This window comes from Sulfitobacter sp. F26169L (assembly GCF_026410285.1).
GTDB lineage: Bacteria > Pseudomonadota > Alphaproteobacteria > Rhodobacterales > Rhodobacteraceae > Sulfitobacter.
In genome coordinates this window covers 49,886-73,799 of sequence record NZ_JAPMLP010000004.1, presented here as the reverse complement: position 1 = coordinate 73,799, position 23,914 = coordinate 49,886, and the positions used below count along the sequence as shown (strand labels likewise).

The window sequence follows — 23,914 nt, the reverse complement described above, 5'->3', positions numbered from 1 at the left end:
TTTTGCGGTACGTGCCGGTCTTCGCTTTAGCCAGCGAAGCCATCAGAGCGGCCAGGGCTTCATCCCCAGCCGCTCCGGTTGTTTTGTCGCGTCGCTTATTCGATCCAGCCACGCTCTTTGTAATACTTCGCAGCGCCGTCATGCAGCGGTGCGGAAAGACCGGCGGAAATCATATCTTCTTCCTTCAGGTTCTCGAAAGCAGGGTGCAAACGTTTGAACCGGTCGAAGTTATCGAAAACAGCTTTTACAGTCTGATAGATCGTCTCTTCATCCACATCGGCAGAGGATACAAATGTGGCTTTCACGCCGAATGTGTTCACATCGTTATCGGTGCCTTTGTACATGCCACCGGGAATGGTTGCCGCCGCGTAAAACGGGTTTTCGGCAATCAAACCGTCAATTTCAGGACCGGCTACTGTAACCAGTTCCGCATCGATGGTTGAAACCGCTTCCTGAATGGAGCCGTTAGGGTGGCCAACAGTATAGATAATCGCATCGACCTTGTTATCGCCCAATGCTGCGGCTTGTTCGGCTGGCTTCAATTCGGACGCCAGTGCGAAGTCGTCCAGCGTCCAGCCTTTGGCGTTCATCACAACTTCCATTGTGGCACGCTGGCCCGAACCGGGGTTACCGATGTTGACACGCTTGCCTTTGAGATCGTCAAACGTCTTGATGCCGCTGTCTTTGCGCGCAATTACGTTGAACGGTTCACCATGCACAGAAAAGACCGCGCGCAGGTTCTCAAACTTGTCACCTTCAAACTTCGAGGTGCCGTTGTAGGCATGGTGCTGCCAGTCGGACTGGGCTACACCCATATCCATATCACCCGCTTTGATCGCATTAATGTTTGCAATCGAACCACCGGTGGAAGGCGCAGTACACTTCAGCCCGTGCTCGGCCGACCCACGATTGACCAAGCGGCAGATCGACTGCCCTACAACGAAATACACGCCCGTTTGACCGCCCGTGCCGATGGTGATGAATTTTTCCTGCGCAAAAGACGCAGTGCCCGCCAGCATGGCGCCCGCAAAGGCACCCGCCACGGTCATTGTCTTGAATAGTGTCATACTGATACTCTCCCAGTTATCTGAAACGCAGTGCAAATCACTGCCATTTTTCATCGGGAAACAGTGCATAGGTCGCGATTGCAAACGCGTACGGTCCTATCGAAAATCCCTGTTCCCCTGTTCCGAGTTTGCGGCCCTGTTACCGGAAACCGCTCCGAAAGCTATAGAAAGCCTAGGCAGCTTTCTCTAGATGATCAAGCACTCTCTGAATGTATCACCCACACAATCTAAACAGGCTTAAACTAACAACTTTTACACTCAGGTGTTTCCAGCCCAGACATTCGGCTTACATCCGCGTTACGTATCGGACGACGTTGCCACCCTTGCCAAGCATCGTCTTAATGCGCTCTACACCTTTTCACTTTAGCCAATGCGCAACATTTCGGAGCTTTGCATGCAAAAACTATCACAACTCACCCGCTACAGCACGTTTGCAGGTGTCGTTCTTCTTGCTCTGCTAAGCCTCCTTGCAATGCTGCTCTGGTCCGGTTGGTTTGTGGTGCCGTTTCTGGTTTTTGCCGCGCTCTCTATTCTGGGTCTGTATGACATTCGCCAATCGTCCCATTCGGTTCTGCGCAATTATCCGGTGCTGGGCCACGTTCGCTTTCTGCTGGAAAGCATACGCCCTGAAATCCGCCAATACCTGCTGGAAGACGATCAGGAAGAAGAACCGTTCAGCCGCGATTCACGCTCCCTGGTCTACCAGCGCGCGAAAGGGCAGGAAGATGCGCGCCCCTTCGGCACCAAAAAGCGGGTCTATGAAGGTGGTTACAGCTGGGTCACCCACTCGGTCCAGCCGACCCATATCGAAGACACGGATTTCCGCATCACAATCGGAAACAAGGATTGCGCGAAACCCTACAGCGCTTCCATCTATAATATCTCCGCGATGAGTTTTGGCGCACTGTCGCACAACGCGATTTCGGCCCTAAATCGCGGCGCAGCGGCAGGCGGTTTTGCCCATGACACCGGCGAAGGCGGGATCAGCCGCTATCACCGCGAGGCCAACGGCGACCTGATCTATGAAATCGGCTCCGGCTATTTTGGATGCCGCACAGAGGACGGGCGGTTCAGCCCCGAAAAATTTGCCGAACAGGCCGGCCGCGACCAGATCAAGATGATCGAACTGAAACTGTCGCAAGGGGCCAAGCCCGGCCATGGCGGTATGCTTCCGGCGGCAAAAATCACAAAAGAGATTTCAGAGGCGCGCGGCGTGCCGATGGGCAAAGACTGCGTTTCGCCCGCCTCGCACACTGCGTTTTCAACGCCGATCGGTATGATGAAGTTTCTGGGCCAGTTGCGTGATCTGTCGGGCGGCAAGCCGGTGGGCTTCAAACTGTGCATCGGTCACAAACGTGAATTCATGTGCATCGTCAAGGCGATGCTGGAAACCGGTATCATCCCTGATTTCATTGTGGTTGACGGCACCGAAGGCGGCACAGGCGCCGCACCGCTGGAGTTTGCGAACCATGTGGGCATGCCCATGGTGGAAGGGCTAACGTTTGTTCACAACACCCTGCGCGGCGCGGGCATCCGCGATCAAATCAAACTGGGTGCGGCGGGCAAGATCATATCTGCTTTCGATATCGCGCGCGCACTGGCATTGGGCGCGGATTGGTGCAACTCCGCACGTGGCTTCATGTTTGCAATCGGCTGTATTCAGGCGCAGGCATGTCACACCAACCACTGCCCCGTCGGTGTCGCTACGCAAGACCCCTTGCGCTCCCGCGCCCTCGACCCCGATCACAAATCTAAACGCGTTGCACGCTTTCACCGCAACACGTTGGATGCTCTGGGTGAGATGACAGCCGCAGCCGGTTTGATGCATCCGACCGACTTCATGCCCCACCACCTGATGCAACGCCAGTCCGACCGCTCTATGGTGCAGGGCAATCAGGTATTTCCCTACCTGCCAAACGGTTTTCTGGTGGATCCCGACGCAGCCGATCACATGGGTTACAAGGAGCGCTGGTCGCGCGCCAGCGCAAAAACATTCAATCCGCCGGAATATGTCTAGCACAATCAAGTGCCGCGAAACCGGCCGACATGCCATCAGGCGCCGCGGCCACAATCCGCCCTTTGTGTACGCAGCGCGCAATCAGGCGTCCGGCCTCCGGCATCTGCGCATCCCGCGCAGTGCCCAAAATGCCGGTACCGTGGATCATATAGGTTTGTGACGCCACCGGCAGAGAGGCATAACCCTGCCACAAAACCAGATCGATCTCACCGCCGAAAACGCCCCTCATTTTTAGCGACACACGCAGGCCGGCATCTTCTGCCACGCCACTGAAAATCCAGACATCTTCACCAAGACCGTCCAACGGCACCTCGGCGCCGCGCACCTCGCTTGCGCCGATCTGCATTGTGCTGGCATCAACCACTCCTGTCAGATGACCAAACCCACCATGATCCACCACACGCAAATTTGTGGTGATCACGGTCATCCCGCTCCACAGGCCGCTGACGGCAAGCCAGCTTTTCGCTTTTACCGCCATATCTGGTGGCACATGCACCGCGCTGCCCATTACGGTTGCCGTACTTCCCTGAACGTCGGTCACGGGGCCGACCACGGGAAATATCTGCAAAATCCGCGCGGCTTTCAAACCTCCGGCTTCCGCCAGCACCCGGATGGCCAGCGTGTCGCCCACCTCGATCGCTTGGTTCGGGCCTAAGAGGCTGATCACGTTGACCTCTTCTGGTACGGTTATTTCGCGTCCCGCTACAACCAACGGCGATACCTGCTCTACAACACCGAAGATGCCCAGACGCGGGGCATCATCGGCCCATAGGGGCGCTGCCAGAACGATCCAGATCACTAAAAACCATAAGCGCATGATCCACCTCTCCCTCGGGGCCAATATCCACTATTCGCCCCCCCACAAACAGCAAAAAACGCGCGGAGGGTGACCCCGCGCGTCTTTATAACCTATGCCAGAAAGGCAGAATTAAGCGGTTTCTGCCACAGCAGCAGCAAGCGCCGCTTCAAAAATCGCCAGACCTTCATCAACGATTTCTTCCGATGCGGTCAGTGGCACCATTACGCGAATGGCATTGCCATGCATACCACAGCTTAACAGCAGCAAACCACGCTCAAGCGCATGTGCGATGATACGTTTGGTCAGCGCCCCATCCGGTGCGGCGGTGTCAAAATCGGTGACGAACTCAACGGCGACCATCGCACCAAGACCACGGATATCCCACATGCGATACGGTGCCGCACGCGCGCCGATCTCGGCAAAGCGGGCTTTCAACTTGTCACCCATGGCAATGGATTTGGCCAACAGGTCTTCATCCTCAATCGCTGTGATCGCGGCGAGCGCTGCGGCACAGGCAACGGGGTTACCCCCGTACGTGCCACCCAGACCACCCGGATCCATCGCATCCATCACATCAGCACGGCCGATAACACCGGCCAGTGGATAACCACCTGCCATGGATTTCGCGACAGTGATCAGATCAGGCACAACGCCGGAATGTTCGATTGCAAACCATTTACCCGTCCGGCCAAAGCCTGCCTGCACTTCGTCCGCGATCAGCATGATGCCGTGCTCGTCACAGATGTTGCGCAGTTCCTTCATCATTTCGAACGGTACAGGTGTATATCCGCCCTCCCCCAAAACAGGCTCGATAATGATACAAGCCACACGGTCAGGCTGCGCATCGGTCAGGAACAGGTTTTTCAGTCCGGTCAACGCATCCTCGACAGTGATACCGTCACGCACGCTCGGGAACGGCGCGCGGAACACATCGGCAGGGAACGGGCCCACGTTCTTTTTGTACGGGCTGACCTTGCCGGTCATTCCGAGCGTCAACAGAGTACGGCCATGATAGCCGCCTGTGAACGCGATTACACCAGGGCGGCCTGTTGCAGCACGGGCTATCTTCACCGCGTTTTCGACCGCTTCAGCACCTGTGGTTACCAGCAATGTCTTTTTCGGCGCATCACCGGGAGCCAGCGCGTTCAGCTTTTCGGCCAATTCGATGTAGGGCGCATAGGGGACAACCTGAAACGAGGTGTGCGTGTACAAGTCTTCCTGCGCTTTTGCTGCGGCGATCACGCCAGGATGGCGGTGGCCGGTGTTCAGCACGCCAATGCCACCGACAAAATCGATGAACCGCTTACCATCAACATCCCAGAGCTCGGAATTTTCCGCGTAGGAAGCATACACCGGCGCGGCAGATGCCACACCACGGGGCACGGCGGCATCACGGCGCGCGACCAGATCGGCATTGCTGTAAACAGTTGGAACCGCAGGTTCGACAATAGCGATCTGTGGCTTTTTCTTGGTGCTTTTGCGGGATGTGCGTTTTGCAGTGCTGGCCATAACATGTTCCTGAATGAATGAGTGAAAACCAGACGCGGCAGACCCGCGTTTAAAAAACCTTTCGTCCCGTTTAATTTAATTGTCAATCACGATAATCCGAACACTTGCGCTTTTGTGCCTGCGGTGGTCATGTCCGCGTAATATCGCCGATGCAAACATCTGCACAAACCATCTTGACCAGTAACAGGATACTCCCTTTGAACATCGGAAAACGTCTCAAGCAAATCCGGATGGAGCGCGGCCTCTCCCAGCGCGAACTTGCCGGTCGGGCGGGGCTAACCAACGGCACGATCTCCTTGATTGAAACAGACAAAACTTCGCCATCTGTCGCCTCGCTCAAAAGCTTGCTAGATGCCATTCCCGTGTCTATGGCCGAATTTTTCGGCTCTATAGAAGAGACTGACAGCCCGAAAGTGTTCTACCGCGCGAGCGAGTTTACACAAGTTGCGCCGGAGGGGCCTTCTCAAGTGTCGCTGCGGCAATTGGGCAACGCACGCGCGCACACACTTCAAGTACTTCACGAGACATATCCCCCCGGTGCGGACACGGGGCCGGAACTTCTCAGCCACGAAGGAGAGGAGGCAGGAATCATCACCAAAGGTCAGATCGAGCTGACCGTTGGTGATGAAATTGGACTTCTGGATGTCGGTGATGGATATCTGTTCGACAGCCGAATGCCGCACCGCTTTCGCAATGTCAGCAATCATATTTGTGAGATCGTAAGCGCGTTAACACCACCGGTATTTTAACGCTGCGCCGCACATTTAGCGCCGATAACCCTTTACAACTTCACTCTCTTATTTGCCATTCATTTATGGCGATCTTTACGGCCCTTGTGACCCGTCTTGTCTCGGTCAAAATGATCGCGATCCGATGTGCGGGTGGAGGTCAATGCAATGACCAGCCCCGCCACCATCGTGAGGATCATCAGGCCGCCAAGAAACATTTCGTTCGTCATTGACGCCTCCTTTTGTAGCAGTTTCACGGACCCAACCCGTCGCAAGGGCGGTGGTTCCGGCCAAAGAAAAGAATCATATTGATTGCGCGCGATTGTCACACCCTGACCGCGACACAACACTACAACTTGCCGATTAACGCCAGTTGAAGATCAGTAGTCATATGTTTCCTTGTCCGTCAGCGGCACCGGAAACGACAGTTCCAGAATATATTCCGGCCCACCTTCGCTGATTTCCAGAGTACCGTTCAACTGACGCGCAAACGCTTGGATAAGCTTTGACCCAAGGCCTGTGCCGCTTTCGGGTGTGGCCGTGCCGGTTGTGTTCGAAATTCGCAAGACCGCTCTCTCCGGCTCAGCCTGCCTGAGACTAACAGAAATTTTCGGGTGATCCGCACGGCGCTGTGGCAGGTATTTCAGTGCATTTGTGACCGCTTCGGACACCAGTAGAGATAGAGGGGCAGCATCATCCGGCCCGATGAAAATGCAGTCATAATCCTCGCTCACGTCGATCCCCGCGTTCGGTGACATACCAACGGCCAGATTGCGCGACACGATTTCACGCAACAAAACCGCTGCATCCACACGGGTCATTTCGTTATCTTGGTACAGACTTTTGTGGACAGTGGCCAAGCTAAGGATACGGTCCTGCAATCGTTTCAGTACCTGGCGGTTCGCCTCTGTCGGGGCTTGTCTGATCTGCATATTCATAATCGAGGAGATCAACTGAAGGTTGTTCTTCACGCGGTGATGCACTTCTTTCAACAAGATATTTTTTTCGCGCAAACTGTCTTCCAAACGCGCTTCGTCATGCAGGATAGACCGCGCCATTCCCATAAATGACTCTTCCATCGCGACAATTTCGAAAGGCAAACGATCACCTAACGATTTGCGCGGCAAAGTGCGATTCAGCGCAAAATGGCGCATCTGACGGCCCAGCTTTTTGATGTGTGTTATGGCCAGCCGGTTCAGCGCCCAGAATGCCACCACAAGGCTCGCCACCCACATGAGGATCGGTAGCAACGACGATACACGTCCTGTGAAATCCGTCTGTAGCAACGGCGTATCGGTAGGCCAGACACTGATGGCAAATACAGACCCCTGAATGACCGGGATGACCGCGTATACACGCTCCGCATCATTTTTGCTGTTTGCAGTAAATACCTGTCGGGAATTTCCGGTTAGCTGTTTCAGAGAATAGGCGGCTGGCATCTCCCCCTCGAAAACCTCGGGTCGCTGCTCTGTCGTTACAATCTGACCGCTTGTGTTGTACGTCACCAGAGACAGTGGCGTGACGTCATCTGCCTCGGTATTTATATCGTTCAACACTTCCCGCTTGATTGAAATAAACACGAAACCTACCGGTGCTTCATCTTCAAACACCGGAACAGTGACAACAACTACAGACCGTTTGGAAATTGCACCGCTATCCAGACCATGAACATTAACGGTCGTGTTTTCCAACGCCGCGCGAAAAACTTCGGAATCGCTAACATCATGCTCCTGACCGGTCGAAGAGCATTTCATCGACCCGTCCGACTTGGCGAAACCTACCAGCTGATAGTTGCTATTTTCCGCTTTGTATCGCGTTAGGAAATTCGAGCATAAAACCGGCTCATTGCGCACCAACTTCACAACCGAGGCAAGCACACGTCCCGCACCAATAGCTTCTTGCAATACGGTTCTCTGCGCCGCTGCTGCTTGCTCGGTGACCGCCATCAGTGAAAGCTCGGCTGCTTGCTCGCTCTGATCCGCGATCTGGCGGGTCTGCTGGAACGCGATCAACCCGATAGGCAACAGTGCTAGCGATAAAAACAGCAGTACCCGAAAGGCTAATCCGCCAAAAAGACGATTGTGCAAAAAGCCCGATGTCATGACTTAGAAACTTGCAACTTTCGATGACGACAAAACAGACATTGTCGCGTCATCTGTCATTTCCATCGCCTCGTCTTCGTTAAGCCCCATTAGTTCAGCGATATTCTTGCGCGCGCGGTTTGTACGGCTTTTGATGGTACCAACTGCCACGCCACACATTTCTGCTGCCTCTTCATAGGAAAAACCTGACGCACCAATAAGCAGCAGAGCCTCGCGCTGTTCATCCTTCAACTTGGCCAGCGCAACGCGGAAATCGTTCATCTGCAAGTGTCCATCATGGGCGGGTTTTTCTGCAAGGCTCTCTGTGAAAATCCCGTCAACATCAGCGACTTCCCGTTTTGCTTTACGCCGCGAAGAATAATAAGTGTTGCGAAGGATAGTAAATAGCCACGCACGCATATTGGTGCCGACCTCGAACTTCTCGATGTTGGTCCACGCCTTTACCAATGTGTCCTGCACCATATCATCGGCAACAGACCCATTGCGCGTTAACGAAATCGCGAAGGCGCGCATGGCGGGCAAATGCTCCACCAGTTCATCGCGGGGATCGGGGGTGCTCATCCATTATCACCTTTTTTGGCGTCCTGCTGCTTGAGCTGTTCGAGCAGGGATTTGAACCTATCCGGAATGCCTTCCTCTACCGCTTCGTCAAACACACGACGCAAATTTTCATCAATTACCCCGTCACGGGATTTGTTTTGGCCTTGTCCGGTCATCTGCCCTCGATCACATTTTAAAAAAAACCACAGTCACTTTGGAACCTAACGCAGGTTTGCGGAGTTTGGTTCCCGAAAAGATTATAAAAAAAGGACCAGCTCAGATGAGTGATGCACAAGACGCCCTCAGCGTTAGCGATCAATTGGGAATGCATATTCCTTACCTTCGTAGGTACGCCCGCGCACTGACAGGCAGTCAGACCAGCGGAGACACATTTGCTGCCGCCGCGCTGGAGGCGATTTTGGCCGATCGTTCGGTGTTGGATGGAACGGATGTCAAAACAGGATTGTTCCGTGTGCTGTATGGCATCTGGTCCAGCGCAGGCGCCCCCGTAGAGGAGGGTGAATCCGGTGCGCGTGCAAAAGCGCAAAAGCATCTCGCCAAGCTTACCAACAACAGCCGCGAGGCGCTGCTTCTTTATACAATCGAAGGTTTTACCTACGGAAGCATTGCGCAGATCATCGGTGTAGAAACCGCCGAAGCGGAAGAATTAGTTGCGATTGCCCGTCGGGAAATGGCTGACAGCGTGATGGGCTCGGTAATGATTATTGAGGACGAAGCAATCATTGCGATGGATATCGAAAGTATTGTCGCGGATATGGGCCACCGCGTAACAGGCATCGCGCGCACGCGCGATGAGGCCGTGTCCCTTGGCCGCGCCGATGTGCCTGATCTAATTCTAGCAGATATCCAGTTGGCCGATAACTCATCAGGAATTGATGCGGTTAACGACCTACTCACAGAACTGGGGCAGCGTCCCGTGATCTTCATCACCGCCTTCCCCGAACGCCTTCTCACAGGTGACAAGCCCGAACCTGCATTTCTGATCTCAAAGCCCTACACCGAAGACCAGGTGATCTCGGCTGTCAGTCAGGCAATGTTCTTTTCATCAACCGAAACATTACACGCCTGATCTCGCAATTTTGCGATGTTACCCGAACCCTGCCTTCACCGGCGGGGTTTATTTTTGGAACAATGTAGCGCCATGCGCGTTTGAATGTTGAAACAACAATAACTTTAAGGAGTAGCCGACATGGCGAAAGCATCACAAGAGGTCACAGTCGAAGATCTATCCGCCCAAATGGATGTACTGAAGAGAGATCTATCGTCACTGACCCAGACTCTAACCGAATATGGTTTTGCCAAAACGGCCGCTGCAAAACAGTCTGCCAAAGAAACCGCCGCTGACTTGTCAGCAGCCGGTCGTGAAAAAGCCGCGCTGGCGCAGATGCAGGCAGAAGATTTTGTTCGCACACAGCCCGCAACAGCGCTTGGTCTGGCTGCCGGCCTTGGCTTCCTTGTCGGCCTAATCACGACATCGCGTCGTTAAGATGATTGGCAATCTGATCGCAAACGCCCGCGCACAGGCACAGCATACCGCCGGAACAGCGGCAATAGGCCTGTGTGCGGGCATTGCCCTGTGCATAGGGCTGGCCTTTTGGACTGCTGCGTGCTGGATGTTTTTGATCACAGTCACCTCAATTTTGAACGCCACGATAATCATCGCGGCGATTTACACCGGCGCTGGGTTGATTGGACTTGCAATTGCATCCATGCGTAGCCGCAAAACACCGCCAGCACCTGAACCGGTCAGACAGCCGGAGCCTCCCACGATGGATAATCTGGTTGCTGCGTTTATGTCGGGACTGACAGCAGGTGCGCGTACGCGGTCGTGATGCCGGACATCAGTTTTTCAGTCGAGAATGGCGATGACACAATAGTGGCCCCGCCCAAAAGGCCCATGTCGTCTTCATTCTCATCACTGATAAGGACAAAAAAGACTTTGTCATCCTCCAGATGGTGCCTCTTCAAAGCGGCAGATGTTCGGGACGCACTAAACGAGGAAATTACAATGACCGGCCGTGACAGATCATCTAATGCTTGCGCTAACGCATCAAGAGCGTCAAAACCGACCGGATCGGTTTTGAACTGACGCGCAAGCATTTCCTGAATATCCATCAGGACGAGCGTATCATCCACTACGATGACAAATTCGGGTGCAGACAATCTTTTGTTCATGCACCATGTTTAATCTGCGACAGGCATCTGTTCTATAAACTAAGACATACCGGAGTGCTCCTTTTTTATGACCACCCATTGCAGATATTGCCCACTGAATCGCAAAGACGCATTCAAACATCTTTCTCCGGAAGACATTGAATTTATGCAGAAATTCAAGGTGGGGGAGTTATCTGTAGAGCCGAATACTCCGATACTGATGCAAGGTTCCAATGCACCTCAGTTGTTTACTGCACTTTCCGGTATGGGTATCCGCGAACGACATCTCCAAAACGGTCAGCGGCAGGTGATAAACTTCGTTTTTCCAGGCGACTTCATCGGCCTTCAGGCCGGATTGCTCGGCGAAATGGGTCATTCGGTAGAAGCACGTTCGCAGATGCGCCTGTGTGTTTTCAACCGCTCTGAACTGTGGAGCTTTTTCAGATCACATCCGGAACGCGGATTTGACCTTACATGGCTGGCCGCAATGGAAGAAAACTTCCTCGGTGAAAGCCTGTCAACTGTCGGACAGCGTACCGCGCTGCAATCCGTAGCATGGGCCATGATAAAGATTTTTCAGCGCGGCAAATCGCTTGGCATGGTGCAGAACAACGTGATGGAACTGCCCTTTACACAGCGTGATGTTGCAGACGCCATGGGCCTTTCGTTGGTGCATACGAATAAAACGTTAGGCAAGCTCAAGGATCGACAGCTTGCGACTTGGTCGGATAAAACATTGCAGATCAACGATATAGAAGCCCTTGCCGAAATCGCCATGACCGATCTGGACCCGTTGCCAAAACGCCCGTTTATCTAGGAGTCAAGGCAGGGGGCTGGCGGGCGTTGTATCGACAATTTCTTCAGGTGGGGCTGCTTTGATTTCCTCGAACGGCGAAGCCCCGTCGGGGGTCTCCAATCCGTAAACGTGTTTTTCAACCTGCGCATTTACAACCGCACCCAGCAAGATAACAAAGCTGCTTAGCCACAACCAGATCAGCATCGCGATCACAGCCCCGATAGAGCCGTAGACCTGATTATAATTTCCGAAGTTCGCTACATAGTACGAAAACACAAGCGATAGTGCCGCCCAACTGACCACTGCAACAATCGCTCCCGATTTTATAGATCTTCGATGCGATTTCCCCCGGTTTGGACCATAGCGATACAAAACACTGACCCCCGCCAGCAGAATGCTTATCGCGATAACCCAGCGTACCGTTTCCGCAATGATGCCAGCCACCCCACCCAACGGAAAAAATGCCAGGATGACCGGAGCCACCACCAGCGTAATTAGCGCAACAATGCCAACTCCGACAAGCGCAAGCGTCAGCAATAGCGCACGGACGTAATGCGATATTGTCGCACGGTTCTTTTCACCGTGTACCGCGTTCAACCCTGTCATCATCGCCGCGACACCTGCGCGCGCTGACCACAAGGCGGCTGAAATAGAAATGACGCCTGCCCACCCCAGGGTGTCAGGGCTGGCCGTCACCAGTGCCACAATCTGATTGTGGAAAATAATATATACATCCTGCGGCAGCAGACCACGCATATCTTCCAACTGGGCAATCACAACGTCAGGATTAGAGATAAGGCTAAGCAATGCGATCAGTGCAGCGATTGCTGGAAATAGCGATAACATCCCGAAAAACCCGACCCCAGCCGACACCAGCGAAAGGTTTGTGTCGCCGATCTGCACAAACCCGTCCCGAAGAGCTGCCCAAACTCGCGCAATTGCTCCCTGAGGCACCTGTGTCACAGTCGTATCGCTCATTATTTACCCACTTCAGGACTTTCGTTTGCGGTTACGTCATCGCGCACCTGCCCCCAAGCTACCAGCGTAAAGATTACAGTGCCGCCAATGATATTTCCGGCCAGCACTGGTAAAAAGAAGCCCGTCAAAGCATCGAATAGACCCAGACTGCCCTGCAACATCAGAACCGCCATCTCGACAGAGCCTGCAACGATATGCGTAAAATCACCTGCCGCAATCAGCCACGTAAAGCTCAGGATCACAAAGAACTCGGCTCCGTCAGCCTGCGGTAACATCCAGACAATCAACGCTATGATGATCCCTGCGGGAACACCACGCCAGAATCCCTGTGCAGCAGGCATCCCTGTCGCGTGTTCAGACAGGGCCGTTATCGCAGCCATTACATCAGGCGAAATGGCAGGCGTGAACACAAACAAAGCTGCCGCAGCAAACGCACCGATCACATTTGCCCCCAGTACAATCGCCCACAGCCGCAGCATACATCCTATCGCCGCAACCGTCCGCTCCCGCATGATCGGCAGGACTGTGGTGATCGTGTTTTCGGTAAACAGCTGCATCCGCCCCATGATCACCGCCAGAAACCCCAGCGAATACCCGACATTTTCGATCAAAAACCGCGATGGCGTATCTGGCAGATAAGTCCGCAGTACCGCCTCACCCAAAACCGAGAGGCTAATCAGAACACCCGCCGCGATACCGGACCAGAACAGCGACCGTTTTGTCCGCGCCAGCTCTTCCTCCCCGTCCCGCCGGATCACTTCATATATCATCAGCGGCGACAGCGAAGCGGCCTCCTCCAGCGACTGTTCTTTGGCTTCATCTTCGGTCTGCTGGTTGCGGGTATTTCGCCGTGTCATCTGCGTATCCGTCTCCTGTATCGCCGGCAGGCTAATTCATGCCTTGCACAACGACAATGTTCCGCAATGATACGGGGCACCACCAGAGGCCAGACACGGCATAACGCACAGCCTAGCCGTTTCGTTCAATAAAAAAGGACACGGGATGAAAACACCACTCTCAAATGCCATTGCTGCCAAACGTGATGCGCTAATCGCCCTTACTCAGGATCTCATCCGTATCCCCACACTCAACCCGCCCGGTCAGGATTATCTGGCAATCTGCGAATACCTGGACAAACGCCTGAAGGCACACGGTTTCGAAACAAAACTGATCCGCGCCCACGGCACACCCGGCGACAGCGCAAAGTATCCCCGCTGGAATATAATTGCACGCCGCGAAGGCACCCGTTCCGGTGAATGTGTCCATTTCAACAGCCACACAGATGTCGTCGAAGTGGGTCGCGGCTGGACAACTGATCCTTTCGGGGGCGAACTGAAAGACGGCAGAATTTACGGCCGTGGTGCATGTGACATGAAAGGCGGGCTGGCAACATCCATCATCGCGGCAGAGACATTTATCGAGATGTACAATGATTTTACCGGATCAATCGAAATCTCTGGCACCGCCGATGAAGAATCCGGCGGATACGGCGGTGTCGCCTATCTGGCAGAACAAGGCTACTTCAATCCTGACCGTGTTCAGCATGTCATCATTCCCGAACCCCTGAACAAGGACCGCATCTGCCTCGGCCACCGTGGCGGCTGGTGGGCAGAAATCGAAACAAAGGGTGAAATCGCCCACGGCTCCATGCCTTTCCTCGGTGATTGCGCCGTGCGTCACATGGGCGCTGTGCTGAATGAATTCGAAAACAAGCTTTTCCCCGCCATGGCTGCCCGCCTCACCGATATGCCCGTGGTGCCGGAAGGCGCGCGCAGTTCCACAATGAACATCAATTCAATCCACGGCGGCGCAAAAGAACAGGATGCCGACTTTGACGGCCTGCCCTCCCACTGCGTCCCCGACAGCTGTCGTATAACCATTGACCGCCGCTTTCTCGTCGAAGAACCCCTCGATCAGGTCCGCGGCGAAGTCACCGCACTTCTCGAAGGGCTTCGCTCCACCCGCCCCGATTTCGATTACGAACTAACCGAACTCAACTCGGTTCTGCCCTCAATGACAGATCGCGAAGCCCCCGTCGTCCAGACGGTGGCAAAAGCGATCGAAGACGTCATCGGCAAATCCCCCCAATATGTCGCTTCTCCGGGCACCTATGATCAGAAACACATCGACCGCATCGGCAAGCTGAAAAACTGCATCGCCTACGGCCCCGGTGTGCTCGAACTCGCCCATAAACCCGACGAATGGATCGGCGTCGATGATATGATCGACAGTGCCTGCGTTATGGGCGCCGCGCTGGAAACGCTCTTGCTCCCCCGCCCTTGACCTTATTTCTTTTGGCCAAAAATATCCCGGGGGGGCTGCGCGCAGCGCAGGCGGGGGCTGGCCCCCTCCTCCACATCAGTCAAATGCCCCCTCCGCAGCAATCCCCAGCCCATCCACAATTGCCGTCAACGCAGAGCCGTGATGCACCGCCGCCTGTGGAAACACTTGCCCCAGCGCATCGCGCGTCACCCGCATCAAGCTGGAACCGCCGACAAACACCAGATGGGTTACATCTTCCGGCGCCACATCAGCCCGCGCAACAGTGGCAAGCGCCGCCGCCGCCATATCTTCGGCCATGGGCCGCAGCAATGCGCCAACTGTATCGCTCTCCAATGATACCGACAGCCCGCGCTCAACCACCTGCAAATCAACAACACCGGCACCGCTGATATTTGCCGCGATTTTCCCTGCTTCGACAGCAAACGCGATATCGTGGCCCAATTCATCCGCCAGCACTGATACCAGCCGTGCCAGCTTGTCCGGCTCCACCGCATATTGCGCCAGATCGCTGGCCAGACGACGACTATCGGGCGCATAAAGAAACTGGATTTTCTGCCAAGTGGCCAGATCGTTGAAAATTGTTGCAGGGGCCGTGTGTGTTTCATTCCCGAACGCATGGCGTATTTCACTGCCACGCCCCAAGAGCGGCATCACGGTTTCCAAACTCAGGGTCCGGTCAAAATCGGTGCCGCCTGATCTGATGCCATGGCTCGCCGAAATCTCTATCCCGTCCACGCCATTGCGAAACAGGGTGAAATCCGATGTACCGCCGCCAATATCCACGATCAAACCCAGATCGCCCTCATCCAGCAGCGCACGGTTTGCCAATGCGGCCGCCTCCGGCTCGTACATAAACGCAACCTCATCGAAGCCGGCACGCAGATACGCCTCGCGCAAATCGACTTCGGCCTGCGCATTGCGCGTCTCGTCACCGTGAAACCGCACAGGCCGTCCCGACAGCGCACGGTCGAACCGCTCGCCCGTCTGCGCTTCGGCGCCGCGTTTCACCTGCGCCAGAAACCGCGCCACGATATCGATGAAATCCAGCTTTTCACCCAATAGATTACGCTTTTCTCGCATCAAAGGCGCGCCCAGCAAGCTTTTGAGAGCGCGCATGTATCGCCCCTCCTCACCGGCCAGCAGCGCCTTGCCGGCAGCGGTGCCAATCAACATTCGCTTTTTTTCAAAGTCGAAAAATACAGCAGTGGGCAAAGTCTTCTCGTCCTTTTCCAGCGCAATCAGATGCGGTGCACCATCCCGCGCCACACCTGCCGCCGAATTCGATGTTCCGAAATCCACACCCAAAACTGCCATGCCCTGCTCCTTCCCCGCCAAAGGCTGACCGCCTACCCCAGCGCCGATCCTGCTGCAAGGTTTCTCCTAGCCATTGCAAAGATCGTCGCCTAACGTTTGCGCATAACCTGTCCAAACGGAGTCTCACATGTTCAATCTTCGCACCCTTCTTCTAGGCGTAAGCACCGCTGCTTTAATGGCGGGCACCGCCAGCGCCAAAGACGATCTGACAATCGCAATCCAGCTCGAACCGCCGCATCTGGACCCGACAAGCGCTGCCGCCGGTGCTATTGATTCAGTCCTTTATTCCAATGTTCTCGAAGGCCTCACGCGTTTTGACAGCTCCGGTGCCGTCATCCCTGGTCTCGCAAAAAGCTGGGAAATCTCGGACGACGGGCTGACCTATACCTTCACCCTCAACGAAGGCGTCACCTTCCATGACGGCACCACAATGGACGCCGAAGATGTAAAATTCTCGCTTGACCGGATCGGCGCGGAAGACAGCGCAAATGCGCAAAAAGCGCTTTATGCCGCGATTTCCGAAGTGAACGTCGTCGACCCCACCACCGTTGAAATCAAACTGTCAGAGCCGAACGGCAACATGCTGTTCAACCTCGCATGGGGTGACGCGGTGATTGTTGCGCCCGAAAGTATCGAAGGCATCAAACAAAACCCTGTCGGCACTGGCGCCTTCAAATTCGAAAGCTGGACACAGGGCGACAAGATCGAACTGACCCGGAATGAGGATTACTGGGGCACACCAGCGAACCTTACCAGCGCGACATTCAAATTCATCTCCGACCCAACGGCGGCTTTTTCGGCAATGATGGCCGAAGACATTGATGTGTTCTCGGGCTTCCCTGCGCCCGAAAACCTGCCCCAGTTCGAGGCAGATCCGCGTTTTCAGGTTCTTGTCGGCTCGACAGAGGGGGAAACGATTCTGTCGACCAACAACAAGATGCCGCCGTTCGACAATATAAAGGTCCGTCAGGCGCTGGCCCACGCCATCGACCGTCAGGCCATCATTGATGGTGCGATGTTCGGCTATGGCACGCCCATCGGCACCCATTTTGCACCGCACAATCCCGCCTACGTCGATTTTACGACAACCAGCAACTATGACCCGGAAAAGGCCAAAGCACTGCTGGCCGAGGCCGGTTTTGCAGACGGGTTTGAAACAACCCTGTACCTGCCGCCCCCGTCTTACGCGCGCCGTGGTGGCGAAATCATCGCCTCGCAACTTGCGCAGGTTGGCATCAAAGCCGAAATCACAAACGTCGAATGGGCGCAGTGGCTGGAATCCGTGTTCAAAGGTAAAAACTTCGGCCTCACAATCGTGAGCCATACCGAGCCGATGGACATCGGAATTTACGCCAATCCCGATTACTATTTCCAATACGACAATCCTGCGTTTCAGGAACTGATCGCCAAATTCAACACCGAAGCCGATCCTGACAAGCGCACCGAAATGCTGGGCGAGGCACAGCGCATCATCGCAGAGGATTATGTAAACGGTTACCTGTTCCAACTGGCGTTTCCGACAGTTGCAAAAGCGGGTGTGTCGGGCCTGTGGGAAAACCAGCCAACCCAGTCAAACGACCTGACGGCAGTAAGCTGGACAGACTAAACGTCTGTATTGCCCCAAAAAAACCCTACAAAGGCCCTGAATTTTCGGGGCCTTTTTGCGTACAAGATACGGGTTCGCAATACCGATCAGGCCGCCTATGATATTCTTCTCAGTGATACTCGCTTATCTGGCTGCAACCAGCGTCATTGCCTACCGCGCCTTTGCCCATGACAAGAAATGCGCCGAGGCCAATCGCGGCATCCCGCGTGACAGGGCACATGCAGCACAACGCGTACAAAGAACGCCCGAAGCCGACCTGTTATTTTACGCTCTTATCGGAGGATGGATCGGTGCCAAAATTGCACAACACAGGCTGCGCCATAAAACCTGTAAACAACCGTTTGGCATGCAGCTTAACGCAATCGGTGCGGTCTACGGTATGACCGGTGCTTCATTTGCCATGGTTCTGGCAGTGCTTGCACTGATCCCCACAGATAATAACTTTACCTACCCAATCACGACAGCAAAGGCCGCCGCGCAAGTGTTGCAACACGCTCCCGGACAGCTTGCGATATCGCTACGTCCGCCTGCGGGGCGTCCTGTAGGGTTGTAAACCAGTGATCCGGCGGGTTGCGGCCGCGGCGGTTTCTCTCAAACGTCAAAGCGCGCAACACCTCGCGGGCCTGCTGCGTGATGTCTTCTGCGGGATCAAACCCGTTCAGGATTGCCCAGACACCGGCCCATAACCGCCCCACCGTCCACGGGTTATATCCTCCACCGCCCAGCACCAGCAGGCGCGGCACACCCAGCGCCATCAAGCCGCGTAAAACACCCCAATGGGCGTTATTGCTGAGAGAGAGGTGCGCCAGCGGGTCATCCTCGACCCCGTCCGCACCGCACAGAAACACGATAGCGTCGGGCGCAAAGTCGGCGACCTTCGGCAAAACAAGCGCGTCACGCACAAAGGCCATATCGCTGTCGTTAAACCCGCGTGGCACTGGCAGATTTAGGGCGCTGCCTTCCGCAGTATCATCCAGCAGCCCCGTGCGCGGCCACAGGCCCTCTTCGTGGATCGATATCATCAGGCATTCTGGATCGCCGGTGAACCCGGCTGCAACCCCGTCACAATGATGCGCGTCAATATCTACATAAGCGATCCGCCGCACCCCGTGATGGCGCAGGGATAACATCGCCAGCACCGGATCGTTCAGATAGCAGAACCCGTTGGCGCGCGCCGGCATCCCGTGATGGGTGCCACCCGCAGGATTGTACACGATCCCACCCTGCGCCAACAGTTCACCGGCAAGGATCGATCCACCCGCAGCAGTCGCCGGACGGCGGAAAATCTCGGGGAACACGGGATTGGTGACGCTGCCAATACCAAACCGCGCGAAATCGTCGTGCGTAGCCCTCTGCGCTTCCTCGATCCGCTGAAGCGCGGCAATATACGCCGGATCATGCCACACCTGCAACGCTTTCGGCTTGGCCCGTGGTGAGGTGATATATTGCGCGGCTGGCAGCCACCCCATCGCACGACCAATATCCATCACGGTCGATACACGCGGCACCCGCAACGGATGTTGCGGCCCATAGCTGGAGCCGCGAAAAATCTCGTGTCCTATGAAAAGCGGCTGCTGCACCCCACGCAGAGTAGAACGGCACTGGCAAAAAGAAAGGGGCCGCACTCTGCGACCCCTCAATTCAGCTTGTCAAATGGCGTTTAGCGTGAGCCACCTTGGCCGGACGCGGCTTCTGTCACCATCGCGTCCCAGTTGCGCGAGCATGTGCGGTTCAGCAGTTTGATCTTTTCCGCGTACTGCGACATGTCATCACCCGCAGGTACTGTCGAAGTAGCTGTCGCCGTGCCGTCACTATCTGCTACAGTATTGGTGCTGCCTGTGGGGCTTTCTTCGGCTGTTGTGCCTTCGGTCGCGTTTGTCGCAGTGGCCGTACCGTCGTTCGCTGCGACAGTGCCATCTGTGCTACCAGAAATATCAGCGACGACCATCATCGCTACTTTGTCACGGTCTGCACCGGACAACTCGTTATACATTTCACAGGTCATCGAGTTTACGTCGAGGTGCGCTGCGGAATAGGCTGGCAATGCAGTCGTGATTGCAAGAGCGGCAATAGCTGTCGTTTTGAAAAGGCGTGTCATAAATAATCTCCGTAGTTCCAAACACCGTTCGTGGTGTCTTTTCCATTGATGATACAATGCGCGAACCCACTGCGTAGTTCCCCTTTTTGCACGACAAAATATTGGGAACCATATAGCCATATTATGCGTTAGAAGCGCTTTTCCGGACTATAAATCGCGCTGGACCACCGCTCACGTTCCGCCTACGCTTCACCTGATGTTACGCTATGCCCTCAAACGTTTTCTTTCACTTGTGATCAGCCTTGCCGTCGCATCGCTGGTGATTTTTGCCGTAATCGAAATTGCGCCGGGTGATCCGGCATCGTACATGCTGGGCATGAATGCCCAGCCCGAAACGCTGGCATCCTTGCGCAGCGAACTCGGCCTCGATCAATCCAGGCCCGAGCGGTATTTCAACTGGATCACAGGTATGCTGGGCGGTGATTTCGGCACCTCTTATACCTACCGCACACCTGTCGCTGATATGGTTGCACAACGTCTGTGGGTATCGCTGCCGCTAGCGCTTTATGCGCTTGCGCTTTCAACGCTGATCGCGTTTCCCGCTGGCATCTATGCCGCCGCACGGCGCGGCAAAGCAGGAGACATCAGCGTCATGGGGGCCACACAACTGGGGGTGGCGATCCCCAATTTCTGGTTTGCGATGATGCTGGTTTTGCTGTTCGCGATCAAGCTGCGCTGGTTTTCTGCCGGCGGATTCGCAGGGTGGGACAAAGGGTTCTTTGCTGGAATACGCTCGCTTACCCTCCCCGCGATTGCACTTGCCTTGCCACAGGCCGCGATCCTCGCGCGTGTCATGCGCTCGTCGCTGCTGGATGTGCTGGGCGAAGATTTCATGCGTACCGCCCGCGCCAAGGGCCTCACCGCGCGACAGGCGCTTTGGCGCCACGGGCTGCGCAATGCGATGATCCCCGTGCTTACCATCATCGGGCTACAGTTCTCTTTCCTGCTGGCAGGCGGGATTATCATCGAACAGGTGTTTTATCTGCCCGGCCTCGGGCGGCTGATTTTTCAATCCATTTCGGCGCGCGATCTGATTGTAGTCGAAAGCGTCACCATGCTGCTGGTTTTTGCGGTGATCTTCGTAAACTTCGCCGTCGATCTGGCCTACGCGGCGGTTGACCCACGACTAAGGGCGCGCACATGAGCCGCAATCTGATCTTCGGCGCATTGCTTTCGGCGGTGTTTTTACTGGCCGCGCTCGTCTCGTTTGTCTGGACCCCGTATGATTTCACGGCCCTGAACATTCCGGCACGCCTGCAAACACCCAACCTGACGCACCTGCTGGGCACCGATCATTTCGGGCGTGATATTCTCAGCCTGATTATGGTCGGCGCGCGCACATCTATCGCGGTTGCGCTGGTGGCTGTGGGCATTGGCATGGGTTTGGGCATCCCGCTGGGCCTGTGGGCGGCAGCGCGGCGCGGCAGTCTGATTGATGAAATCATCATGCGCGGCAACGATCTGGTGTTCGCCTTTCCCAGCCTTGTGATTGCCATTCTTATCACGGCTGTCTTTGGCGCGGGGGCAATCAACGCCATCATCGCCATCGGTATTTTCAACATCCCCGTCTTTGCGCGCATCACCCGCGGCGCGGCCCTGTCCCTGTGGGAGCGGGAGTTTATCCTTGCCGCGCGGGTGGCCGGGAAATCCGCTGCTCGGATTTCGGTCGAACACATCCTGCCCAACGTCACAAACCTGCTGATTGTACAGGGCACCATTCAGTTCAGTCTCGGTATCCTCGCCGAAGCAGGACTCAGCTATGTCGGGCTTGGCGCGCAGCCGCCACTGCCGTCATGGGGCCGGATGCTGGCCGATGCACAAACCATGGTCAGCATTGCACCCCACATGGCCCTGATGCCCGGTTTTGCGATCATCCTCACGGTGCTGGGGCTGAACCTGATGGGCGATGGTCTGCGCGACTATCTTGATCCGCGTCTTCGGGTGGCCCGCACATGAACCTGCTTTCCGTCCAGAACCTCACCCTGTCGATCTATACGTTCGACATTCTGCGCGATGTTTCATTCAACATCGACGCGGGCGAGATTGTGGCGATCACAGGCGAAAGCGGGTCCGGCAAATCAATGACCGCCCTTGCCGCGATGCAACTGCTGCCCCAAGGCACCCGCACTTCGGGCCGCATCATGCTGGGCGATGATGACATCACTACTTTCACCGAAGCCGAGCTTTGCGCCATGCGCGGCAATGACATCGGGATGGTGTTTCAGGAACCGATGACAGCGCTTAATCCCGTAAAAACCATCGGCGATCAGGTGGCCGAAACGATTCTTATTCACGAACGGACGACAAAGACAGACGCCATGAACCGCGCTGCCGATACGTTGGAACGTGTGGGGTTGCCGCAATCGAAATTCCCGCTGTCGCGCTTTCCGCATGAATTGTCCGGCGGCCAGCGTCAGCGCGTGGTGATTGCCATGGCCATTGCCCTGCGCCCCCGCCTGCTGATCGCGGATGAACCCACAACCGCGCTTGATGTCACCACACAGGCGCAAATCCTCACCCTGCTGACAAAACTCGCCCGCGAGGATGGCATGGGCCTGATGATGATCACTCACGATCTGGCAGTGGTGGCGGATATGGCCGACCGCATCATCGTCATGCGCAACGGCGAAGTGGTGGAACAGGGCGAAACAAAATCACTGCTGCACAACATGCAACACCCCTACACGCGCATGTTGTTCAACGCATCCTCCCACACAGTCACACTGCCCGATACCGCCGCCGAAACGCCCCTGCTACAGGTCACAGGCGTCAGCCGTGACTACCGCACGCCACGCAAAACCCTGTTCGGCAGACCGGGGCAGTTTCGCGCCGTGAACAACGTCAGTTTTTCCCTCAACCGCGGCGAACGTTTGGGGCTGGTCGGCGAAAGCGGCTGTGGCAAATCCACCCTCACCCGCGCCCTGCTCGGGCTGGAGCCTGTCCAGCACGGCACCATCACGTTGAACGGCGAGCCGGTTTTCACTGGCAACTCTCCCAACCTGTCGGTGCGCCGCTGCATGCAGGTGGTGTTTCAGGACCCATACGGCAGCTTCAATCCGCGCCACCATGTCGCCCGCCTGATTACAGAACCCTTTCATCTGCTACCTGATCCGCCCCAAGGCGCCGCACGCAAGCGCGCCATTGACGAAGCCCTTGTCGCCGTGGGGCTGACACCGGCAGACGCAGATAAATACATTCACGAATTTTCCGGCGGCCAGCGCCAGCGAATTGCCATAGCCCGCGCCCTGATCATCCGCCCCGATCTGATCGTCTTTGACGAAGCGGTCAGCGCGCTGGATGTCTCGGTGCGCGCGCAAATCCTCGATCTGCTGGCAGAACTCTGTACCACCTATGATCTCAGCTATCTGTTCATCTCCCATGACCTCAGCGTTGTGCGCACGATCACAGACCGCGTTCTGGTGATGAAAGCAGGCGAAATCGTCGAGCAGGGCCAGACCGAAACCGTCTTTACCACACCGCAACACCCCTACACAAAATCCCTCATAGAGGCCGCCCCCGTGCTGCCCGACCTGAAAGGCCAAACCGCATGAAACCGATCAATCTGCTCGACAAGCTGAACAAATTCTCCACCCACTGGGACCCGCACATCATCGCCGATTACAACGAAAACGAGATCATGGTCGCCAAGTTCTCGGGCGAGTTTCCGTTTCATCTGCACGAGGACACCGATGATTTCTTTCTGGTCCTGCAAGGCGAATTCACCATGGACCTAAAGGGCGAAAGCCATGTGGTGAAAGAGGGCGAAGTCTTTGTCGTGCCGCGCGGCGTCAGCCACCGCCCCCGCGCGGTGGAGGAATGTCACGTTCTGCTGATCGAACCCAAAGGCACGCCGAACACGGGCGATCCGGAAACAGCCAGTGACAAGCCAAGGATCTGACACC

25 protein-coding genes are annotated in these 23,914 nt (G+C 55.7%); 12 read left to right on the top strand and 13 right to left on the bottom strand.

Going from position 1 to position 23,914, the window contains the following annotated elements; genetic code table 11:
- Positions 1–95: 95 nt before the first annotated feature.
- Positions 96–1,067, bottom strand: a complete 972-nt coding sequence (locus OS189_RS09550; protein ID WP_267167087.1) for a TAXI family TRAP transporter solute-binding subunit — start codon at positions 1,065–1,067, stop codon at positions 96–98.
- A gap of 394 nt (positions 1,068–1,461) precedes the next feature.
- On the opposite strand from OS189_RS09550, the gene OS189_RS09545 reads away from it, so the two are divergent.
- Entirely contained in the window at positions 1,462–3,084 is a 1,623-nt protein-coding gene (locus OS189_RS09545; protein ID WP_267167086.1) for an FMN-binding glutamate synthase family protein, read from the top strand.
- Here OS189_RS09545 and OS189_RS09540 read toward each other — a convergent pair.
- Positions 3,062–3,901, bottom strand: a complete 840-nt coding sequence (locus OS189_RS09540) for a hypothetical protein (protein ID WP_267167085.1) — start codon at positions 3,899–3,901, stop codon at positions 3,062–3,064. The two genes, OS189_RS09545 and OS189_RS09540, sit on opposite strands and share 23 nt — an antisense overlap.
- A 111-nt stretch (positions 3,902–4,012) precedes the next feature.
- On the bottom strand, positions 4,013–5,392 hold the full coding sequence (gene gabT, locus OS189_RS09535) for a 4-aminobutyrate--2-oxoglutarate transaminase (RefSeq protein WP_267167084.1): 1,380 nt from the start codon (positions 5,390–5,392) through the stop codon (positions 4,013–4,015).
- Between the two features lie 197 nt (positions 5,393–5,589).
- Between gabT and OS189_RS09530 the strand changes: the two genes are divergently transcribed.
- Complete coding sequence (locus OS189_RS09530; RefSeq protein WP_267167083.1) at positions 5,590–6,141, top strand: cupin domain-containing protein; 552 nt, start codon at positions 5,590–5,592, stop codon at positions 6,139–6,141.
- A gap of 59 nt (positions 6,142–6,200) precedes the next feature.
- On the opposite strand, the gene OS189_RS09525 is transcribed toward OS189_RS09530, so the two are convergent.
- The 4 genes from OS189_RS09525 to OS189_RS09510 all read right to left on the bottom strand — a co-directional run bounded on the left by OS189_RS09525 (position 6,201) and on the right by OS189_RS09510 (position 8,938).
- Positions 6,201–6,350: a hypothetical protein gene (locus tag OS189_RS09525; protein WP_267167082.1), complete on the bottom strand. Its 150-nt coding sequence runs from the start codon at positions 6,348–6,350 to the stop codon at positions 6,201–6,203.
- A 150-nt stretch (positions 6,351–6,500) separates the two neighbouring features.
- The gene (locus tag OS189_RS09520) at positions 6,501–8,222 is read right to left on the bottom strand and encodes a sensor histidine kinase (protein WP_267167081.1); all 1,722 of its coding nucleotides are present in this window, start codon (positions 8,220–8,222) and stop codon (positions 6,501–6,503) included.
- A 3-nt stretch (positions 8,223–8,225) separates the two neighbouring features.
- Positions 8,226–8,783 carry an RNA polymerase sigma factor gene (locus tag OS189_RS09515; protein ID WP_267167080.1) on the bottom strand — a complete coding sequence of 186 codons (558 nt, stop codon included), beginning with the start codon at positions 8,781–8,783 and terminating at the stop codon, positions 8,226–8,228.
- Positions 8,780–8,938 carry a NepR family anti-sigma factor gene (locus OS189_RS09510; protein WP_267167079.1) on the bottom strand — a complete coding sequence of 53 codons (159 nt, stop codon included), beginning with the start codon at positions 8,936–8,938 and terminating at the stop codon, positions 8,780–8,782. Before OS189_RS09510 ends, OS189_RS09515 begins: the two co-directional genes overlap by 4 nt.
- Positions 8,939–9,042: 104 nt before the next feature.
- Between OS189_RS09510 and OS189_RS09505 the strand changes: the two genes are divergently transcribed.
- Positions 9,043–9,852 (top strand): response regulator, encoded by an 810-nt coding sequence (locus tag OS189_RS09505; RefSeq protein WP_267167078.1) that lies wholly within the window; start codon positions 9,043–9,045, stop codon positions 9,850–9,852.
- 120 nt (positions 9,853–9,972) lie between these two features.
- Positions 9,973–10,269, top strand: coding sequence for an ElaB/YgaM/YqjD family protein (locus OS189_RS09500; RefSeq protein WP_267167077.1), 297 nt, complete (start codon positions 9,973–9,975; stop codon positions 10,267–10,269).
- A gap of 305 nt (positions 10,270–10,574) precedes the next feature.
- On the opposite strand, the gene OS189_RS09495 is transcribed toward OS189_RS09500, so the two are convergent.
- A complete protein-coding gene (locus OS189_RS09495) occupies positions 10,575–10,958 on the bottom strand; it encodes a hypothetical protein (protein WP_267167076.1) in 384 nt (127 codons plus the stop codon).
- A gap of 67 nt (positions 10,959–11,025) precedes the next feature.
- Between OS189_RS09495 and OS189_RS09490 the strand changes: the two genes are divergently transcribed.
- A complete protein-coding gene (locus OS189_RS09490; protein ID WP_267167075.1) occupies positions 11,026–11,754 on the top strand; it encodes a Crp/Fnr family transcriptional regulator in 729 nt (242 codons plus the stop codon).
- A 3-nt stretch (positions 11,755–11,757) separates the two neighbouring features.
- Here OS189_RS09490 and OS189_RS09485 read toward each other — a convergent pair whose 3' ends face one another.
- Entirely contained in the window at positions 11,758–12,711 is a 954-nt protein-coding gene (locus tag OS189_RS09485) for a YihY/virulence factor BrkB family protein (RefSeq protein WP_267167074.1), read from the bottom strand.
- Positions 12,711–13,568, bottom strand: a complete 858-nt coding sequence (locus OS189_RS09480; RefSeq protein WP_267167073.1) for a formate/nitrite transporter family protein — start codon at positions 13,566–13,568, stop codon at positions 12,711–12,713. Before OS189_RS09480 ends, OS189_RS09485 begins: the two co-directional genes overlap by 1 nt.
- A 145-nt stretch (positions 13,569–13,713) precedes the next feature.
- Here OS189_RS09480 and OS189_RS09475 point away from each other — a divergent pair, with 145 nt between their 5' ends.
- Complete coding sequence (locus tag OS189_RS09475) at positions 13,714–14,994, top strand: acetylornithine deacetylase/succinyl-diaminopimelate desuccinylase family protein (RefSeq protein WP_267167072.1); 1,281 nt, start codon at positions 13,714–13,716, stop codon at positions 14,992–14,994.
- A 75-nt stretch (positions 14,995–15,069) separates the two neighbouring features.
- Here the strand turns inward: OS189_RS09475 and OS189_RS09470 are convergent, their stop codons facing one another.
- Complete coding sequence (locus OS189_RS09470; protein WP_267167071.1) at positions 15,070–16,308, bottom strand: Hsp70 family protein; 1,239 nt, start codon at positions 16,306–16,308, stop codon at positions 15,070–15,072.
- Positions 16,309–16,435: 127 nt separating this feature from the next.
- Between OS189_RS09470 and OS189_RS09465 the strand changes: the two genes are divergently transcribed.
- Positions 16,436–17,914: an ABC transporter substrate-binding protein gene (locus tag OS189_RS09465; protein WP_267167070.1), complete on the top strand. Its 1,479-nt coding sequence runs from the start codon at positions 16,436–16,438 to the stop codon at positions 17,912–17,914.
- Between the two features lie 97 nt (positions 17,915–18,011).
- Complete coding sequence (locus OS189_RS09460) at positions 18,012–18,467, top strand: DUF1294 domain-containing protein (RefSeq protein ID WP_267167069.1); 456 nt, start codon at positions 18,012–18,014, stop codon at positions 18,465–18,467.
- Here the strand turns inward: OS189_RS09460 and OS189_RS09455 are convergent.
- Both OS189_RS09455 and OS189_RS09450 read right to left on the bottom strand, forming a co-directional pair.
- Positions 18,370–19,539 carry an acetoin utilization protein AcuC gene (locus tag OS189_RS09455; RefSeq protein ID WP_267167068.1) on the bottom strand — a complete coding sequence of 390 codons (1,170 nt, stop codon included), beginning with the start codon at positions 19,537–19,539 and terminating at the stop codon, positions 18,370–18,372. The genes OS189_RS09460 and OS189_RS09455 overlap by 98 nt on opposite strands.
- 35 nt (positions 19,540–19,574) lie before the next feature.
- Positions 19,575–20,012, bottom strand: a complete 438-nt coding sequence (locus OS189_RS09450; RefSeq protein ID WP_267167067.1) for an HdeA/HdeB family chaperone — start codon at positions 20,010–20,012, stop codon at positions 19,575–19,577.
- A 196-nt stretch (positions 20,013–20,208) separates the two neighbouring features.
- Between OS189_RS09450 and OS189_RS09445 the strand changes: the two genes are divergently transcribed.
- From OS189_RS09445 to OS189_RS09430, 4 genes are read left to right on the top strand one after another with little or no spacing between them, the layout of a single operon-like run.
- Positions 20,209–21,156: an ABC transporter permease gene (locus OS189_RS09445; RefSeq protein ID WP_267167066.1), complete on the top strand. Its 948-nt coding sequence runs from the start codon at positions 20,209–20,211 to the stop codon at positions 21,154–21,156.
- Positions 21,153–21,968 (top strand): ABC transporter permease, encoded by an 816-nt coding sequence (locus OS189_RS09440; protein WP_267167065.1) that lies wholly within the window; start codon positions 21,153–21,155, stop codon positions 21,966–21,968. The genes OS189_RS09445 and OS189_RS09440 overlap by 4 nt, the downstream gene beginning before the upstream one ends.
- Positions 21,965–23,563, top strand: coding sequence for an ABC transporter ATP-binding protein (locus tag OS189_RS09435; protein ID WP_267167063.1), 1,599 nt, complete (start codon positions 21,965–21,967; stop codon positions 23,561–23,563). The genes OS189_RS09440 and OS189_RS09435 overlap by 4 nt, the downstream gene beginning before the upstream one ends.
- Positions 23,560–23,910 carry a cupin domain-containing protein gene (locus tag OS189_RS09430; RefSeq protein ID WP_267167062.1) on the top strand — a complete coding sequence of 117 codons (351 nt, stop codon included), beginning with the start codon at positions 23,560–23,562 and terminating at the stop codon, positions 23,908–23,910. The genes OS189_RS09435 and OS189_RS09430 overlap by 4 nt, the downstream gene beginning before the upstream one ends.
- Positions 23,911–23,914: the final 4 nt, after the last annotated feature.

Coding starts and splice junctions, on each gene's coding strand:
- OS189_RS09445 (WP_267167066.1), top strand. CDS start 20,209: ATGTTACGCTATGCCCTCAAACGTTTTCTTTCACTTGTGATCAGCCTT.
- OS189_RS09550 (WP_267167087.1), bottom strand. CDS start 1,067: ATGACACTATTCAAGACAATGACCGTGGCGGGTGCCTTTGCGGGCGCC.
- OS189_RS09460 (WP_267167069.1), top strand. CDS start 18,012: ATGATATTCTTCTCAGTGATACTCGCTTATCTGGCTGCAACCAGCGTC.
- OS189_RS09470 (WP_267167071.1), bottom strand. CDS start 16,308: ATGGCAGTTTTGGGTGTGGATTTCGGAACATCGAATTCGGCGGCAGGT.
- OS189_RS09515 (WP_267167080.1), bottom strand. CDS start 8,783: ATGAGCACCCCCGATCCCCGCGATGAACTGGTGGAGCATTTGCCCGCC.
- OS189_RS09500 (WP_267167077.1), top strand. CDS start 9,973: ATGGCGAAAGCATCACAAGAGGTCACAGTCGAAGATCTATCCGCCCAA.
- OS189_RS09450 (WP_267167067.1), bottom strand. CDS start 20,012: ATGACACGCCTTTTCAAAACGACAGCTATTGCCGCTCTTGCAATCACG.
- OS189_RS09440 (WP_267167065.1), top strand. CDS start 21,153: ATGAGCCGCAATCTGATCTTCGGCGCATTGCTTTCGGCGGTGTTTTTA.
- OS189_RS09490 (WP_267167075.1), top strand. CDS start 11,026: ATGACCACCCATTGCAGATATTGCCCACTGAATCGCAAAGACGCATTC.
- OS189_RS09540 (WP_267167085.1), bottom strand. CDS start 3,901: ATGCGCTTATGGTTTTTAGTGATCTGGATCGTTCTGGCAGCGCCCCTA.
- gabT (WP_267167084.1), bottom strand. CDS start 5,392: ATGGCCAGCACTGCAAAACGCACATCCCGCAAAAGCACCAAGAAAAAG.
- OS189_RS09510 (WP_267167079.1), bottom strand. CDS start 8,938: ATGACCGGACAAGGCCAAAACAAATCCCGTGACGGGGTAATTGATGAA.
- OS189_RS09545 (WP_267167086.1), top strand. CDS start 1,462: ATGCAAAAACTATCACAACTCACCCGCTACAGCACGTTTGCAGGTGTC.
- OS189_RS09505 (WP_267167078.1), top strand. CDS start 9,043: ATGAGTGATGCACAAGACGCCCTCAGCGTTAGCGATCAATTGGGAATG.
- OS189_RS09495 (WP_267167076.1), bottom strand. CDS start 10,958: ATGAACAAAAGATTGTCTGCACCCGAATTTGTCATCGTAGTGGATGAT.
- OS189_RS09475 (WP_267167072.1), top strand. CDS start 13,714: ATGAAAACACCACTCTCAAATGCCATTGCTGCCAAACGTGATGCGCTA.
- OS189_RS09525 (WP_267167082.1), bottom strand. CDS start 6,350: ATGACGAACGAAATGTTTCTTGGCGGCCTGATGATCCTCACGATGGTG.
- OS189_RS09435 (WP_267167063.1), top strand. CDS start 21,965: ATGAACCTGCTTTCCGTCCAGAACCTCACCCTGTCGATCTATACGTTC.
- OS189_RS09485 (WP_267167074.1), bottom strand. CDS start 12,711: ATGAGCGATACGACTGTGACACAGGTGCCTCAGGGAGCAATTGCGCGA.
- OS189_RS09480 (WP_267167073.1), bottom strand. CDS start 13,568: ATGACACGGCGAAATACCCGCAACCAGCAGACCGAAGATGAAGCCAAA.
- OS189_RS09465 (WP_267167070.1), top strand. CDS start 16,436: ATGTTCAATCTTCGCACCCTTCTTCTAGGCGTAAGCACCGCTGCTTTA.
- OS189_RS09520 (WP_267167081.1), bottom strand. CDS start 8,222: ATGACATCGGGCTTTTTGCACAATCGTCTTTTTGGCGGATTAGCCTTT.
- OS189_RS09430 (WP_267167062.1), top strand. CDS start 23,560: ATGAAACCGATCAATCTGCTCGACAAGCTGAACAAATTCTCCACCCAC.